Annotated in this window: 13 protein-coding genes; 12 read left to right on the top strand and 1 reads right to left on the bottom strand. The window is 61.5% G+C overall.

The features are described 5' to 3' along the window. The first annotated feature begins 367 nt into the window (after positions 1 to 367). The 12 genes from B4E36_RS23050 to B4E36_RS23105 all read left to right on the top strand — a co-directional run bounded on the left by B4E36_RS23050 (position 368) and on the right by B4E36_RS23105 (position 12,535). Positions 368 to 1,234, top strand: coding sequence for a septal ring lytic transglycosylase RlpA family protein (locus B4E36_RS23050; RefSeq protein ID WP_292056919.1), 867 nt, complete (start codon positions 368 to 370; stop codon positions 1,232 to 1,234). 74 nt (positions 1,235 to 1,308) lie between these two features. Further along, positions 1,309 to 1,968 (top strand): dTMP kinase, encoded by a 660-nt coding sequence (gene tmk, locus B4E36_RS23055; RefSeq protein WP_292056920.1) that lies wholly within the window; start codon positions 1,309 to 1,311, stop codon positions 1,966 to 1,968. Beyond that, positions 1,961 to 2,989, top strand: coding sequence for a DNA polymerase III subunit delta' (locus B4E36_RS23060; protein ID WP_292056921.1), 1,029 nt, complete (start codon positions 1,961 to 1,963; stop codon positions 2,987 to 2,989). The genes tmk and B4E36_RS23060 overlap by 8 nt, the downstream gene beginning before the upstream one ends. A gap of 125 nt (positions 2,990 to 3,114) precedes the next feature. After that, the gene (gene metG, locus B4E36_RS23065) at positions 3,115 to 4,662 is read left to right on the top strand and encodes a methionine--tRNA ligase (RefSeq protein ID WP_292056922.1); all 1,548 of its coding nucleotides are present in this window, start codon (positions 3,115 to 3,117) and stop codon (positions 4,660 to 4,662) included. 10 nt (positions 4,663 to 4,672) lie between these two features. Then, positions 4,673 to 5,452, top strand: coding sequence for a TatD family hydrolase (locus B4E36_RS23070; protein WP_292056923.1), 780 nt, complete (start codon positions 4,673 to 4,675; stop codon positions 5,450 to 5,452). A gap of 3 nt (positions 5,453 to 5,455) precedes the next feature. Then, positions 5,456 to 6,271: an MBL fold metallo-hydrolase gene (locus tag B4E36_RS23075; RefSeq protein ID WP_292056924.1), complete on the top strand. Its 816-nt coding sequence runs from the start codon at positions 5,456 to 5,458 to the stop codon at positions 6,269 to 6,271. Positions 6,272 to 6,562: 291 nt separating this feature from the next. After that, entirely contained in the window at positions 6,563 to 7,681 is a 1,119-nt protein-coding gene (locus tag B4E36_RS23080; RefSeq protein ID WP_345900862.1) for an ABC transporter ATP-binding protein, read from the top strand. Positions 7,682 to 7,760: 79 nt separating this feature from the next. Further along, on the top strand, positions 7,761 to 8,861 hold the full coding sequence (locus B4E36_RS23085) for an extracellular solute-binding protein (protein WP_292056927.1): 1,101 nt from the start codon (positions 7,761 to 7,763) through the stop codon (positions 8,859 to 8,861). A gap of 161 nt (positions 8,862 to 9,022) precedes the next feature. Further along, positions 9,023 to 10,279: an ABC transporter permease gene (locus B4E36_RS23090; RefSeq protein WP_292056929.1), complete on the top strand. Its 1,257-nt coding sequence runs from the start codon at positions 9,023 to 9,025 to the stop codon at positions 10,277 to 10,279. Positions 10,280 to 10,289: 10 nt separating this feature from the next. Next, entirely contained in the window at positions 10,290 to 11,141 is an 852-nt protein-coding gene (locus B4E36_RS23095) for an ABC transporter permease (RefSeq protein WP_292056931.1), read from the top strand. A gap of 63 nt (positions 11,142 to 11,204) precedes the next feature. Continuing rightward, positions 11,205 to 12,002 (top strand): DUF1295 domain-containing protein, encoded by a 798-nt coding sequence (locus B4E36_RS23100; RefSeq protein WP_292056934.1) that lies wholly within the window; start codon positions 11,205 to 11,207, stop codon positions 12,000 to 12,002. Next, the gene (locus B4E36_RS23105) at positions 11,999 to 12,535 is read left to right on the top strand and encodes a hypothetical protein (RefSeq protein ID WP_292056936.1); all 537 of its coding nucleotides are present in this window, start codon (positions 11,999 to 12,001) and stop codon (positions 12,533 to 12,535) included. The genes B4E36_RS23100 and B4E36_RS23105 overlap by 4 nt, the downstream gene beginning before the upstream one ends. Here B4E36_RS23105 and B4E36_RS23110 read toward each other — a convergent pair. Beyond that, a partial coding sequence (locus B4E36_RS23110) for a cyclopropane-fatty-acyl-phospholipid synthase family protein (protein WP_345900863.1) occupies positions 12,519 to 13,399 on the bottom strand: 881 nt, incomplete at its 5' end. The two genes, B4E36_RS23105 and B4E36_RS23110, sit on opposite strands and share 17 nt — an antisense overlap.

Below are 13,399 nucleotides of genomic sequence, written 5' to 3' on the forward strand. Positions count from 1 at the left end.
GGGATTCGAACCCACGGTACGCTTTCACGCACGCCGGTTTTCAAGACCGGTGCCTTAAACCGCTCGGCCACTCCTCCGGCTCAGGCGCATTCACGAAATATTCGTAGATGTCGCTTAGACGATGGCCTTTAGCACCGTGTTCTCTTGCGGGTCAATCCCGGTATATGCACCGGTCTGACGCGGACACGCGGCGGCGGTTGAAGCGGGGCGGGATCAATTTCGGGTTGCGCAATTTCGCCAATTTTGTTAACGCGCCACAAAGCGGCCATCAAGCATCCTCATAGGAGAGTTTGACACAGTTTCAAGGTCCAGGGGTTCCGGCAAGCAATCCTGACGGTACATCGACATAGACGGAAGAAATGTTGGCATGAAAGAAATCCGGTTTTCCACCTCGCTGGCAATGCTGGCTATGACTGCATTGATGGCTTCGTGCACGACCACGGGCGATACATCCAAAGACATCAAGGATGACGCGGCGGAAGTCGCCGATGCTGCCAAAAACAGCATTTCCGAAGCGGATGCGCTTTCCTACCAGAAGATCGGCAAGCCCTATCAGGTGAGGGGCAAATGGTACACGCCGAAGGCCGACACCAAATATTCCAAGACCGGGCTCGCCTCCTGGTACGGGCCGAAATTCAACGGCGCCCAGACGGCGAGCGGCGAAATCTACGACATGAACCACCTGTCGGCGGCCCACAAGACGTTGCCGCTGCCGAGCTATGTCCGGGTGACCAATCTCGACAATGACAGTTCCGTCATCGTGCGAGTCAACGATCGCGGACCCTTCGTCTCCGGCCGGATTATCGACCTTTCCAAGAAGGCCGCCGAAATGCTGGACGTCACGGGTTCGGGCGTGGCCAATGTCAAGGTCGATTACGTCGGCCCCGCCTCGCGCAACGCCGACGACATGAACTACCTGATGGCCTCCTACGAGAAGAAGGAGGTGCCGGAAGGCGTCGATCCGGGACGTTTCGGCGAGGTGCAGCTCGCCAAGGCTGAAGCGCCGGCAGCCGTCGCAACAGTCGAGACGACCGAGACGGTCGTTGCCACGACGGAGACAAGCGAAAAGCCTGTCGAGCTTGCCACAGCTTCGGTAAAGCCAGAAGAGGCAAGCGCGCAGCTCGCCCTGGTCGAGGAGGCAAAGCCCGTCGCGGCGAATGATGCCAGCGAGGCGACGGAAACCATCCTCGCCGACAATACCAGCTATCCCGTCCCGATCCCGTTCAAAAGATAGCATGCGCAGGGCTTTTGCCCCGGCCTGAATTCGTCTAAACCCGGACGAACCGATGGCCGGAGGTATGTGAGAGCTTGAAACGCGGGGTTTTTATCAGCTTTGAAGGCGGCGAGGGGGCCGGCAAGTCGACGCAGATCCGTCTGCTGGCCGAACGCCTCACCAGCCTTGGCCGCGCGGTGGTCGTCACGCGTGAGCCCGGTGGCTCAGCGGGGGCTGAAGCTGTGCGCCATGTGCTGCTGTCGGGCGCTGCCGAACCGTTCGGCGTTGGCATGGAAGTGCTGCTGTTTGCCGCCGCCCGCAACGATCATGTCGAGGAAATCATCAAGCCTGCGCTGGCAGACGGCAGCATCGTGCTCTGCGACCGGTTCATGGATTCCTCGCGCGTCTATCAGGGGGCGGCCGGCGGCCTTGCGCCCGATTTCATCTCGACCGTGGAGCGGGTCGCCGTCGACGGCACCATCCCGGATCTCACCCTGATTTTCGATCTCGATGCCCTTGAGGGATTGCAGCGCGTCAAGGCCCGCTCGCCCGAACAGGCGCTTGCCGGCACGCCCGACCGGTTCGAGAAGGACGATATCGCGGTGCACGAGGCGCGGCGCAGGGCGTTTTTGAAGATCGCCGAGGCGGAACCGGACAGATGTCGGGTCATCCGCGCCGATGATGCACCGGAAGCGGTGGCGGAAGCGGTCTGGGAGGCGGTCTCGCCCTTTCTGGAGGAGCGCGCCGATGGCTGACGATATGGTTCTGGAAGGCGCCGTGCATCCGGCGGCCAATCCCAATCTGTTCGGCCACCAGGAAGCGGAGGCCTATCTCGCGACGGCCTATCGTTCCGGCAAGGGGCATCACGCGATCCTGCTGGAAGGCGGCGAGGGCATCGGCAAGGCGACGCTTGCCTTCCGGTTTGCCAATCACGTCCTGCATTTTCCCGAGCCGCACAGCGCGCCCGATCATATCATCGCGCCGGACCATGCAGCGCCGCTGACGCGCCAGATCATTGCCGGCGCCTCGCACGACCTGCTCCATCTGGAACGACCCGTCGATGTGAAGACCGGCAAGCGGCGGACGGCCATCACCGTTGACGAGGTCCGCCGGGCGGGGCATTTCCTGTCGCAGACCTCGGGCACCGGCAACTGGCGGATCGTCATCGTCGATGCCGCCGACGACCTCAACCGCTCGGCCGCCAACGCCATTTTGAAAATTCTCGAGGAACCGCCGAAACACGCGATGTTCCTGCTGATCTCGCATACGCCGGGCCGGCTGCTGCCGACGATCCGCTCGCGATGCCTGCCGCTGCGCCTGCGTCCGTTGGAGCCGGATGATCTCCTGAAGGCACTCGGGTCTCTCGGCGTCGATCCCGCCGGCGAGGACGCGACGCGGCTTGCGGCGCTTGCCAATGGCAGCGTTTCGGAAGCGCTGAAGCTGGTGAATTACGGCGGCGGCGAGATCATCGACGCCTATCATGAAACGCTCGCCGGCTCGGACGCCGAGGCGAGGGCGCTGATGCACCGGCTCGCCGATACCCTTGCCAAGCGCGACAACGAGACGGTCTTCGCCTTCCTGCTCGCCCATGTCGAGGAGGATGTTCGCAGCCGCGCGCGTGAAGCGGCGATGGGCGGTGAGATTGCACGGGCCGAGCGGCTGTCCGCACTCTCCTTAGAACTCGGCAATGACGTGGCGACGGCCGATGCCTACAATCTCGACCGCAAGCAGCTCGTGCTCGACCTGCTCACCCGGATCCGCGCCGCCGTCAATTGAACGACGCGCGCCGGTCGGTTTGACTTGATGCATTGCGGCACTGGCGTTAAGACCGGCGAAACGATCGAGGCCGGCGCCGCTTTTTTGGCGGCCGGCAGCAGCAGTCAAGCGGACGGGTTTCGGACATGAGCGACAAGGCCAATAATTTCTACATCACGACGCCGATCTTCTATCCGAACGGCACGCCCCATATCGGCCACGCCTATACAATGATCGCGACCGATGTGCTGGCCCGCTTTGCCCGGCTCGACGGCAGGAATGTGCGGTTTCTCTCCGGCACGGACGAGCACGGCCAGAAGATGCAGCAGACCGCCGAGAAGGAGGGGATCGCGCCGATCGAGCTTGCAACCCGCAATTCGGCGGTGTTCCGCGACCTTCTGGCGCGGCTGAACTGCTCCAATGACGATTACATCCGCACCACCGAGGAGCGCCATCGCATCTCCGTGCAGGCGCTGTGGAAGCGCATGGAGGAAAACGGCGATATCTATCTCGGCAAATATGGCGGTTGGTATTCGGTGCGTCAGGAGGCCTATTTCGACGAGAGCGAAACCACGGTCGGCGAGGATGGCGTGCGCAGCGAGCCGCTCGGCTCGCCGGTGGAATGGGTCGAGGAGGAGAGCTATTTCTTCAAGCTTTCCGCCTATGGCGACAGGCTTCTGGAATATTACGAATCCCGCCCGGATTTCATCGGGCCGAATGAGCGCCGCAACGAGGTCGTGTCCTTCGTCAAATCCGGTCTGAAGGATCTGTCGATCTCGCGCACCACCTTCGACTGGGGCATTCCCGTGCCGGGCAATCCCGATCATGTCATGTATGTCTGGGTCGATGCGCTGACCAATTATATCACCGCGCTCGGCTTTCCGGATGAAACCAATGCGCTGTGGGACTTCTGGCCCGGCATTCACATCATCGGCAAGGACATTATCCGCTTTCATGCCGTCTACTGGCCAGCCTTCCTGATGTCCGCCGGTGTGGCGCTGCCGAAACGGGTCTATGCCCATGGCTTCCTGCTCAACAAGGGCGAGAAGATGTCGAAATCGGTCGGCAATGTCGTCGATCCATTCAATCTGGTGGAGCATTTCGGGCTCGATCCGATCCGCTATTTCTTCCTGCGCGAGGTCTCCTTCGGTCAGGACGGCAGCTATAGCGACGAGGGAATTGGAACGCGCATCAATTCCGATCTGGCGAACGGGATCGGCAATCTCGCCAGCCGCTCGCTGTCGATGATCGTCAAGAATTGCGACGGCCAGGTGCCGGAATGCGGCCCGTTGACCGACGAGGACAAGGCCATGCTCGCCACCGCCGATGGCGTGATCGCGACGGTGCGCGCCGATATGGACAAGCTTGCGATCCACCGCGCGCTTGCCGCGATCATCGGCGTGGTGTCCGACGCCGATCGCTATTTCGCGGGACAGGAGCCCTGGGCGCTGAAGAAGACCGACCCGGAACGCATGGCGACCGTGCTTTACGTCACGGCGGAAGTGGTGCGCCAGGTTGCGATTCTGCTGCAGCCGGCGATGCCGGAATCGGCGGCGAAACTACTCGATCTGGTCGCCGTGCCGGAAACAGAGCGCACATTCGCGCATTTGGGTGAGGCAGGCCGCCTGAAGCAGGGCACGCCGCTGGAAAAGCCCGCGCCGGTTTTCCCGCGCTATGTCGCGCCCGAGGAATAGAGAGACTTTCATGCTGATCGATACCCATTGCCATCTGGACTTCCCGGATTTCGACGCCGAGCGCGACGAACTGGTCGCGCGCGCGAAGGGGGCGGGCGTTGCGCAGATGGTTACGATCTCAACGCGCGTGAAGAAGTTTCAACAGATCGTTGATATCGCTGAAAAATATGAGACCGTATTCTGCTCCGTCGGCACCCATCCCGCCAATGCCGATGAGGAGCTGGATATCACCACGGAAGACCTGATCGCTTACACGGCGCATCCGAAAGTGGTGGCGATCGGCGAGGCCGGTCTCGACTATCATTACCAGCCGGAAAAGGCCGAGGCCCAGAAAACCGGGCTTCGTCGGCATATCGATGCGGCGCGGCGCACCGGGCTGCCGCTGGTGATCCACAGCCGCGACGCGGATGAGGACATGGCCGCGATCCTGACCGAGGAGAGCGAGGCCGGGGCGTTTCCGTTCATCCTGCATTGCTTCTCGTCGGGCAGGGGGCTTGCCGAAACCGGCGTCGCGCTTGGCGGCTACGTGTCGTTTTCGGGCATCCTGACCTTCAAGAATTCGCAGGACATCCGGGACATCGCTGCCGATATCCCCATGGACCGGCTGCTGGTGGAAACCGATGCCCCGTATCTGGCGCCGACGCCCTTTCGCGGCAAGCGCAACGAGCCCTCCTATGTGGTCAACACCGCCCGGGTTCTCGCCGAGGTGAAGGGCGTCAGCGAGGATGAGATCGCGGCGATCACCACCGAGAATGCGTTTCGCTGCTTTTCCAAGATGACGCGGGTGTGACCCTTGGGGTATCGGCGACGTTTTACCATACTCGGCTGCTCGTCCTCGCCCGGCGTGCCCCGGATCACCGGGGACTGGGGCGCGTGCGATCCGCAGAACCCGAAGAACCGGCGCACCCGCGCCTCGCTGATGGTGGAGCAGATCGGGCCGGATGGCGGCGTGACGACCGTGGTGATCGATACCGGTCCGGATTTCCGCGAGCAGATGATTCGCTCAGGCGTTACCCGCATCGACGCGGTGCTGTTCACCCATGCCCATGCCGATCATCTGCACGGCATCGATGATATCCGCGGCTTTTTCCACGCCCAGCGCCGGCGCATCCCGGTCTATGCGGAGCCGGTGACGATGGGCCGGATACTCGACGGCTTCTCCTATTGCCTGCGGGTCCCCGAGGGCAGCAACTATCCGGCAATCGCCGAGCCGAACCTTATCGAGGATCTCGATACGCCCGTGCGAATCGAGGGGCCGGGCGGGGCCATCGAATTTCAGGCCTTCCCCCAGCAGCATGGCGATATCATTTCGCTCGGTTTCCGGATCGGCGATGTCGCCTACTGCACCGATGTCAGCGATTTTCCGCCCGAGGCGGTTGCAAAGCTTCAGGACTTGGACCTGATCATCATCGATGCGCTGCAATATCACGGGCACCCGAGCCATCTGTCGCTGCCGCAGGCGCTCGGCTGGATCGAAAGCTTCGCCGCCCGCCGCGCGGTGCTGACCCATATGCACACCCCGCTCGACTACGACACGGTGATGGCCGAAACGCCGGGCCATGTGGAGCCCGGCTATGATGGTCTGACGATCGAATTCGATTCGATTTAGCCTCGCTTTGCCGCCGCAGGCAGCGTCATCCAGCGTCGCAAACAGGCGCGGGGCGCGTTGGTGGCCGCGCTATCCTCGACACTGATTTTTCGCCGGTTCAACGGCGGAGCGCCGCCAGTTTAAACGTTATGCGTATTCATTATACCAAAGTCTTAAGTACCCGGTGCTTCGCTTGAGCTTCAAGGCAAAATCGACCGTTCATTCCGCGAGGACTGAAATTTGAGGTTGATTTGACGCGCGTGAATTGCAGTATTGGGTACGGCCTGCCTAAAAATCGCGCATGAGAAAGCGATGGGCAAAACAGATGGGGACAATATGGCGAATAACCGTGGTGCATCGGTTAAGTACGAAAATGTTCAAAAGAGCTATGATGGCGAAAGCCTGGTCGTCAAAAAGCTGAATCTCGATATCCCGCCAGGCGAATTTCTGACGATGCTGGGGCCGTCCGGCTCGGGCAAGACCACATGTTTGATGATGCTCGCCGGCTTCGAGCCCGCGACCGGCGGCGAAATCTACCTCAACGAGCGACCGATCAACAATGTGCCGCCGCACAAGCGTGGCATCGGCATGGTGTTTCAGAACTATGCGCTGTTTCCGCATATGACGGTCGCGGAGAACCTCGCCTTTCCGCTGCAGCTGCGAAATATGAGCAAGTCGGAGCAGGAGGAGAAGGTCAAAAACGCGCTCGACATGGTCCAGCTCGGCAAGTTCGGCAATCGCAGGCCGGGCCAGCTTTCCGGCGGCCAGCAGCAGCGCGTCGCCGTGGCCCGCGCGCTGGTGTTCGACCCCGAACTGGTACTGATGGACGAGCCGCTCGGCGCGCTCGACAAGCAGCTGCGCGAGCAGATGCAATATGAGATCAAGCACATCCACGACAATCTCGGCGTGACCTTCGTCTACGTCACCCACGACCAGACCGAGGCGCTGACGATGTCGGACAGGGTTGCCGTGTTCAATGACGGCATCGTCCAGCAGCTCTCTGCGCCCGACGTGCTTTACGAGAGCCCGGGCAATTCCTTCGTCGCCCAGTTCATCGGCGAAAACAACACGCTGCACGGCATCGTCACGTCCATCGAGGGCAATGAATGCACCGTGCGCGTCGAGGACGGCACCACGCTGATTGCCGAGAAGGTGAATGTCGCCAGCGAAGGCGATCGCACCACGCTTTCGCTCCGGCCCGAAAGGGTGGAGCTGATCGCGGCCGATGCGGTCGAAAACAAGGTGACCGGCCGGGTCGAGGAGTTGATTTACCTCGGCGACCATATCCGCGTGCGCATGAACGTGTGCGGCAATGACGAATTCATCGTCAAGGTCAGGAATCGCGGCGAACGTTGGGATCTCGAGGTTGGCCAGACGCGCACGGTCGGTTTTGCCGCCCGCGACTGCAAGGCCCTCGATTACGCCGCCTGACCTGCGGTGAAATGTGGCGGCCGCCAAGGCGGCCGTTCAGATAAACGTAACCAGTGAAATCTGCAAAAGGGGAACTGACATGAAACTCCGTACTATCATCCTGGCCTCCGCCGCCACCGTGGCGATGGGCAATGCGGCCTTGGCCGAGGACCTGACGATCGTGTCCTGGGGCGGCGCCTATTCGGCCTCGCAGGACAATGCCTATCACCAGCCTTTCATGGCCGAACATCCCGATGTCACGATCATCAACGACGAATCCTCCAATGAGGCCGTCGCCAAGCTTCGCGCGATGTCCGAGACCGGCAACGTCACCTGGGATGTCGTCGACGTGGAAGGTCCCGACAGCCAGCGTCTCTGCGACGAGGGCCTGGCCATGGAGATCGATCTCAACGAGTGGACCAAGCCGGCGCCCGACGGCACGCCGGCCGTGGAAGATTTCGGCGATGCCGTGATCAATGACTGCTTCATTCCGCAGATCGTGTTCTCGACCACCTTCGGCTATCGCAGCGATGTCGCCGCGTGGAACGGCAAGGAGCCGACCGAACTCTGCGATATCTTCGACACCGAAACCTTCCCCGGCAAGCGCGCGCTTGAAAAACGCCCGAAAAAGAACCTGGAATGGGCGCTGATCTGCGACGGCGTCGCCAAGGAAGACCTCTACGACGTGCTGTCGACGCCTGAAGGCGTGGACCGGGCGCTTGCCAAGCTCGACACCATCAAGGACGACATCATCTGGTGGTCGGCCGGCGCAGAAACGCCGCAGCTTCTCGCCGATGGCGAAATCGTCATGGGCTCGACCTATAACGGCCGTCTGTTCAGCGTGATCGCCGAACAGGACCAGCCGGTGAAGATGCTGTGGGACTGGCAGGTGTTCGACTATGACGGCTGGGTGATTCCCGCCGGCCTGCCGGACGACAAGCTGGCCCTGGTGAAGGAATATATCATGTTCGCCACCGACACCCAGCGCCTTGCCGACCAGGCCAAGTACATCTCCTACGGTCCGGCCCGCGCGTCGTCGCAGCCGCTCGTCGGCGACCATGCCGAGCTCGGCATTCCGATGGGCCCGCACATGCCGACCAACCCGGCCAATATGGGCAATTATCTGGTCAACAACATCCTGTGGTGGGCCGACAACCAGGACGATGTGGAGCAGAAGTTCCAGGCCTGGCTTGCCCAGTAATCTCCAGGGAGCGTCCGCAATCCGGACGCACTCAGGGACCTGAGGTCCTGACTATTCCTGCCCCGGCATTTCGGGGCAGGGAGCCGGTTGCGCAAAAAGGCGAGGCGGCCTTTTTTCGCAATCCGCTCCAAACCTAATAAAAAACAGGGGAACAGATCGGCGTGGCTGAGCAACAAATTCTGACCGGCGAGGGAAAGCCGCTCAAACAGGCGTTGAGGAAGGCGTTAAGGCGCGAGAAGATGCGCTCGCTTCTGCTGATAGCGCCTCTGCTGGCTTTCGTGCTCGTCGCCTTCATCGCGCCGATCGGCGATATGCTGTTCCGCTCGGTGGAAAACAACATCGTCGCCGACACCCTGCCGAAGACCACTGCCGCGCTTCGCGACTGGGACCCCGCCGAGGGCCAATTGCCGGACGAGGCTGCCTATGAGGCGCTCTATGACGATCTGACTGTCGCGGTAGAAAAGAAGATCCACACCCGTCTCGGCTCGCGCCTCAATTACGAGCAGGCCGGCATGTCGAGCCTGTTCCGCAAGGCCGGACGCACGGTGCGCAACATTGAGCCCGGCTCGCCGGACATCAAGGGGCAACTGATCGAATCCGACAAGGACTGGGGCGATCTCGACACCTGGACGATCCTGAAAATGTACTCGCCGGCCTATACGCCGGGCTATTTCCTGAACGCCGTCGACGCGGAAATGGGGCCGGACGGCATCGGCATGAAGCCGGAGAACGAGCGGATCTATCTGTTCCTGTTCGGGCGCACGCTGATGCTCTCGATGATCATCACCTGCTCCTGCCTCGTTCTCGGCTATCCGATTTCCTATCTTCTGGCGCATCTGCCGCTGAGCCGCGCCAATCTGCTGATGGTTCTGGTGCTGTTGCCGTTCTGGACCTCGCTTCTGGTGCGCACCTCGGCCTGGAAGGTGCTGTTGCAGCAGCAGGGCGTCATCAACGACCTTTTGGTATGGTCGGGGATTGTCGACAATGCCCATCGGCTGGTGATGATCAACAACGCCACCGGCACGATCATCGCGATGACCCACATCCTGCTGCCGTTCATGATCCTGCCGCTCTATTCGGTGATGAAGACGATCTCGCCGACCTATGTGCGCGCCGCCCGCAGCCTTGGCGCCACAAGCTGGACGGCGTTCTGGCGGATCTATTTCCCGCAGTCGGTACCCGGCATCGGCGCCGGCGCGGTGCTCGTCTTCATCCTGTCGATCGGCTATTACATCACCCCGGAACTGGTGGGCGGCACCTCGGGCATCTTCATATCGAACCGGATCGCCTACCACATTTCTAGTTCGCTCAACTGGGGGCTCGCGGCAGCACTTGGCACGCTGCTTCTGGTGGTCGTGATGTTCATGTTCGTGCTCTACGACAAGATCGTCGGCATCGACAATGTGAAGCTCGGATAGGAGAGGGACCATGGCCATTCAGCCCTATGATTCGCCGCTCGAGAAGATCTGGCACTATGCCTTTCTGGTCATCTGCGGCCTGATCTTCTTCTTCCTGATCTTTCCGATCCTGGTGATCATTCCGCTCAGCTTCAACGCCGAGGACTTCTTCACCTTCACGCCGAAAATGCTGGCGCTCGATCCGGAAGGCTACTCGTTCAAGCACTATCAGGATTTCTTCCATAATCCCGACTGGCAGCAGGCGCTGTGGAACTCCGTCAGGATCGCCCCGGCGGCAACCCTGCTGGCTACCGCCTTCGGTACGCTGGCCGCGATCGGCCTTGCCAGAAGTCATGTGCCGTTTCGCGGGGCGATCATGGCGATCCTGATTTCGCCGATGATCGTGCCGCTGATCATTTCGGCCGCGGGCATGTATTTCTTCTATTCGCGCATCGGCCTTCAGGGCACCTATTGGGGCGTCGTTCTGGCGCATGCGGTGCTCGGCACGCCGTTCGTGATCATTACCGTGACCGCGACCATGGTCGGCTTCGACCGCTCGCTGGAACGCGCCGCGGCAAGTCTCGGCGCCAATCCGGTGACCACCTTCTTCAAGGTGCAGATGCCGCTGATCCTTCCCGGCGTGATTTCCGGCGCGCTGTTTGCCTTCATCACCTCGTTCGATGAGGTGGTGGTCGTGCTGTTCCTTGGCTCCGCCTCGCAGAAGACGCTGCCGTGGCAGATGTTTACCGGGCTGCGCGAGCAGATATCGCCGACGATCCTGGCGGTCGCCTCGATCCTCGTCGCGCTCTCCGTGGTCCTGCTGACCTTCCTGGAAGTGATGCGCCGCCGCTCCGAGCGCCAGCGCGGTCTTTCTCCGGGCTGACCAATCCGAAACGCGTCCTGCCCCGTAGTCATATGCAAAGCGCAATGACGACCGGGGAAGGTGATGTCGATAACACTTCTGATATTGGTTCTGGCTGGCCTCTGTATCGGCATGACCGGTGCCTGGGCGGTTCAGCGGATAACCCGCAACAGCGGCTGGATCGATGCGATCTGGTCGGTTCTGACCGGGCTTGCCGGTCTTTCGGTCATCATATTTTCCGTGGACGGCAACCCGGCGCGCAAATGGCTCGCCGGCCTGGTGGTCGGGCTATGGGCCGCGCGGCTGGCAACACACATCACCACCCGCAGCGCCGGCAAGAAGGATGACCCGCGCTATGCCGCGCTGATAGAGGAATGGGGTTCGTCCGCAAGCTTCCGGCTCTGGTGGTTCCTGATGATCCAGGCTTTCGCGAGCTTCGTTCTGGCGTTCTCGATCTATGCGGCGATCCTCAACCCCGCGCCGTTCCCCGGCATTCTCGACTTCATTGGTCTGGCGATCGCGATTATCGCGATTGCGGGCGAGGGCACGGCCGACTGGCAGCTTTCGCGGTTCAAGAAGGAGAAGCCGGAGGGCAAGAAGGTCTGCGATATCGGCTTGTGGGGCTATTCGCGCCATCCGAATTACTTCTTCGAATGGCTGTGGTGGTGCGCATGGCCATGCCTGGCGCTTTCCGGTTTTCAGGCGTTCTTCCCGTTCGCCGTCTCGCTGCTCGCGCCGATCATGATGTACTGGCTGCTCAATTACGTCTCGGGCATTCCCTATCTCGAGGAGCATATGGAATCCTCCCGTGGCGACGCCTTCCGCGCCTACAAGAAACGCGTCAGGGCATTCTTCCCGATCCCGAAGAAGGCTGATGCATGAACAGGGCGCGCGATCCGCTGGCGGAGGCCTGCGGGTCTGTCGCCCTGGTTCTGGCCCTGAACAAGCCGGTCTATCCGCTCTATGTCTGGTTTCTCGCCGAAAGCGCCTTTCATATCTCTCTTCTCACGGCGCTTTCGATGCCGTTCTACATCGCGGTCTGGTGGCTTGCGCGCCGCGGCAAGTCGTTTGCGGCAAGGCTCGGCATGGTCGCGGTAGGAACCGTCGATACCATCTTCATCGCCTTTGTCCTGGGCGGGGAGAGTGGCACGCTGATCTTCCTGTTCGCCTGCCTGATGCTGGCTGGCATGGCCTTTCATACCCGCGAAGTATGGCTTTCACGCGCGCTGATAGGGCTGATATTCGTGCTGTTCGTGGCGCTCTACGGCCGGATCGGCGCACCGGTCCGTCCGGTCACGCCGGAAGATATGCAGACCCTCGACTATCTCAATACGACGGGCGCGGCGGCGCTCGCGGCGTTCATCGCGCTGCGGTTTTTCCGAAGCCGAGCGGAGACCGTCACACCGCCGGCTTGATCAGGTGGAACTGCGCCACGTCGATCCGCCCGGCATCGAAACCGGTCGCGCAATAATTGAGATAATAGCGCCACATCCGCTGAAACCGGTCGTCGAAGCCGAGGGGACGGATCGCATCCCATTCGGCCAGAAACCGGCGTTCCCATTCGAGCAGCGTGCGGGCGTAATCCTTGCCGAAGGAGAAAAGATCCTTCACCGCAAGCCCGGCGCTGCCCGCGCCCTTCTTGAACGTTTCGATCGAGGGCAGCATGCCGCCCGGGAAGATATAGGCCTGGATGAAATCCGGGTTGCGGCGATAGTCGTCGAGCCGGTGATGCTCGATCGCGATCGACTGGATCACCGCCGTTCCGCCGGGCGTCAGGCGCTCGTTGACGGTCTTGAAGAACACCGGCCAGTTTTCCTCGCCGACCGCCTCGAACATCTCGATCGAGACGATCTTGTCGAACGTGCCCTTGCAATCGCGGTAGTCCTCAAGCCGGATATCGGTCCTGTCCGAAAGACCGCTGGCGGCAAGCCGCTCGCGTGCATATTTCGCCTGCTCCTTTGAAAGCGTAAGCCCGGTGACATGACAGCCGGTGCGGGCAGCGGCGTGTTCGGCAAATCCGCCCCAACCGCAGCCGATCTCCAGAACCCGGTCCTCGGGACCGATCTGCAGCCTTGCGATGATCCGGTCGTATTTGGCGGTCTGGGCCTCCGAAAGCGAGCGATCGCGGCCTTCGTAGAGCGCGCTCGAATAGGTCATCGTTTCGTCCAGCCAGAGCTTGTAGAAAGCGTTACCGAGATCGTAGTGGAAGGCGATGTTGCGGCGGCTGCCGGACTTGCTGTTGCGCCGCAGCTTATGCCTGAGAAGGCTGATCTTGCGGA

This window comes from Martelella sp. UBA3392 (assembly GCF_002358775.1).
GTDB classification, from domain to species: domain Bacteria; phylum Pseudomonadota; class Alphaproteobacteria; order Rhizobiales; family Rhizobiaceae; genus Martelella; species Martelella mediterranea.

What these genes read in the sequence shown, in the direction of transcription:
- B4E36_RS23050 (WP_292056919.1), top strand. Translation starts at nt 368, where the DNA reads ATGAAAGAAATCCGGTTTTCCACCTCGCTGGCAATGCTGGCTATGACT.
- B4E36_RS23060 (WP_292056921.1), top strand. Translation starts at nt 1,961, where the DNA reads ATGGCTGACGATATGGTTCTGGAAGGCGCCGTGCATCCGGCGGCCAAT.
- metG (WP_292056922.1), top strand. Translation starts at nt 3,115, where the DNA reads ATGAGCGACAAGGCCAATAATTTCTACATCACGACGCCGATCTTCTAT.
- B4E36_RS23070 (WP_292056923.1), top strand. Translation starts at nt 4,673, where the DNA reads ATGCTGATCGATACCCATTGCCATCTGGACTTCCCGGATTTCGACGCC.
- B4E36_RS23080 (WP_345900862.1), top strand. Translation starts at nt 6,563, where the DNA reads ATGGGCAAAACAGATGGGGACAATATGGCGAATAACCGTGGTGCATCG.
- B4E36_RS23085 (WP_292056927.1), top strand. Translation starts at nt 7,761, where the DNA reads ATGAAACTCCGTACTATCATCCTGGCCTCCGCCGCCACCGTGGCGATG.
- B4E36_RS23095 (WP_292056931.1), top strand. Translation starts at nt 10,290, where the DNA reads ATGGCCATTCAGCCCTATGATTCGCCGCTCGAGAAGATCTGGCACTAT.
- B4E36_RS23100 (WP_292056934.1), top strand. Translation starts at nt 11,205, where the DNA reads ATGTCGATAACACTTCTGATATTGGTTCTGGCTGGCCTCTGTATCGGC.
- B4E36_RS23105 (WP_292056936.1), top strand. Translation starts at nt 11,999, where the DNA reads ATGAACAGGGCGCGCGATCCGCTGGCGGAGGCCTGCGGGTCTGTCGCC.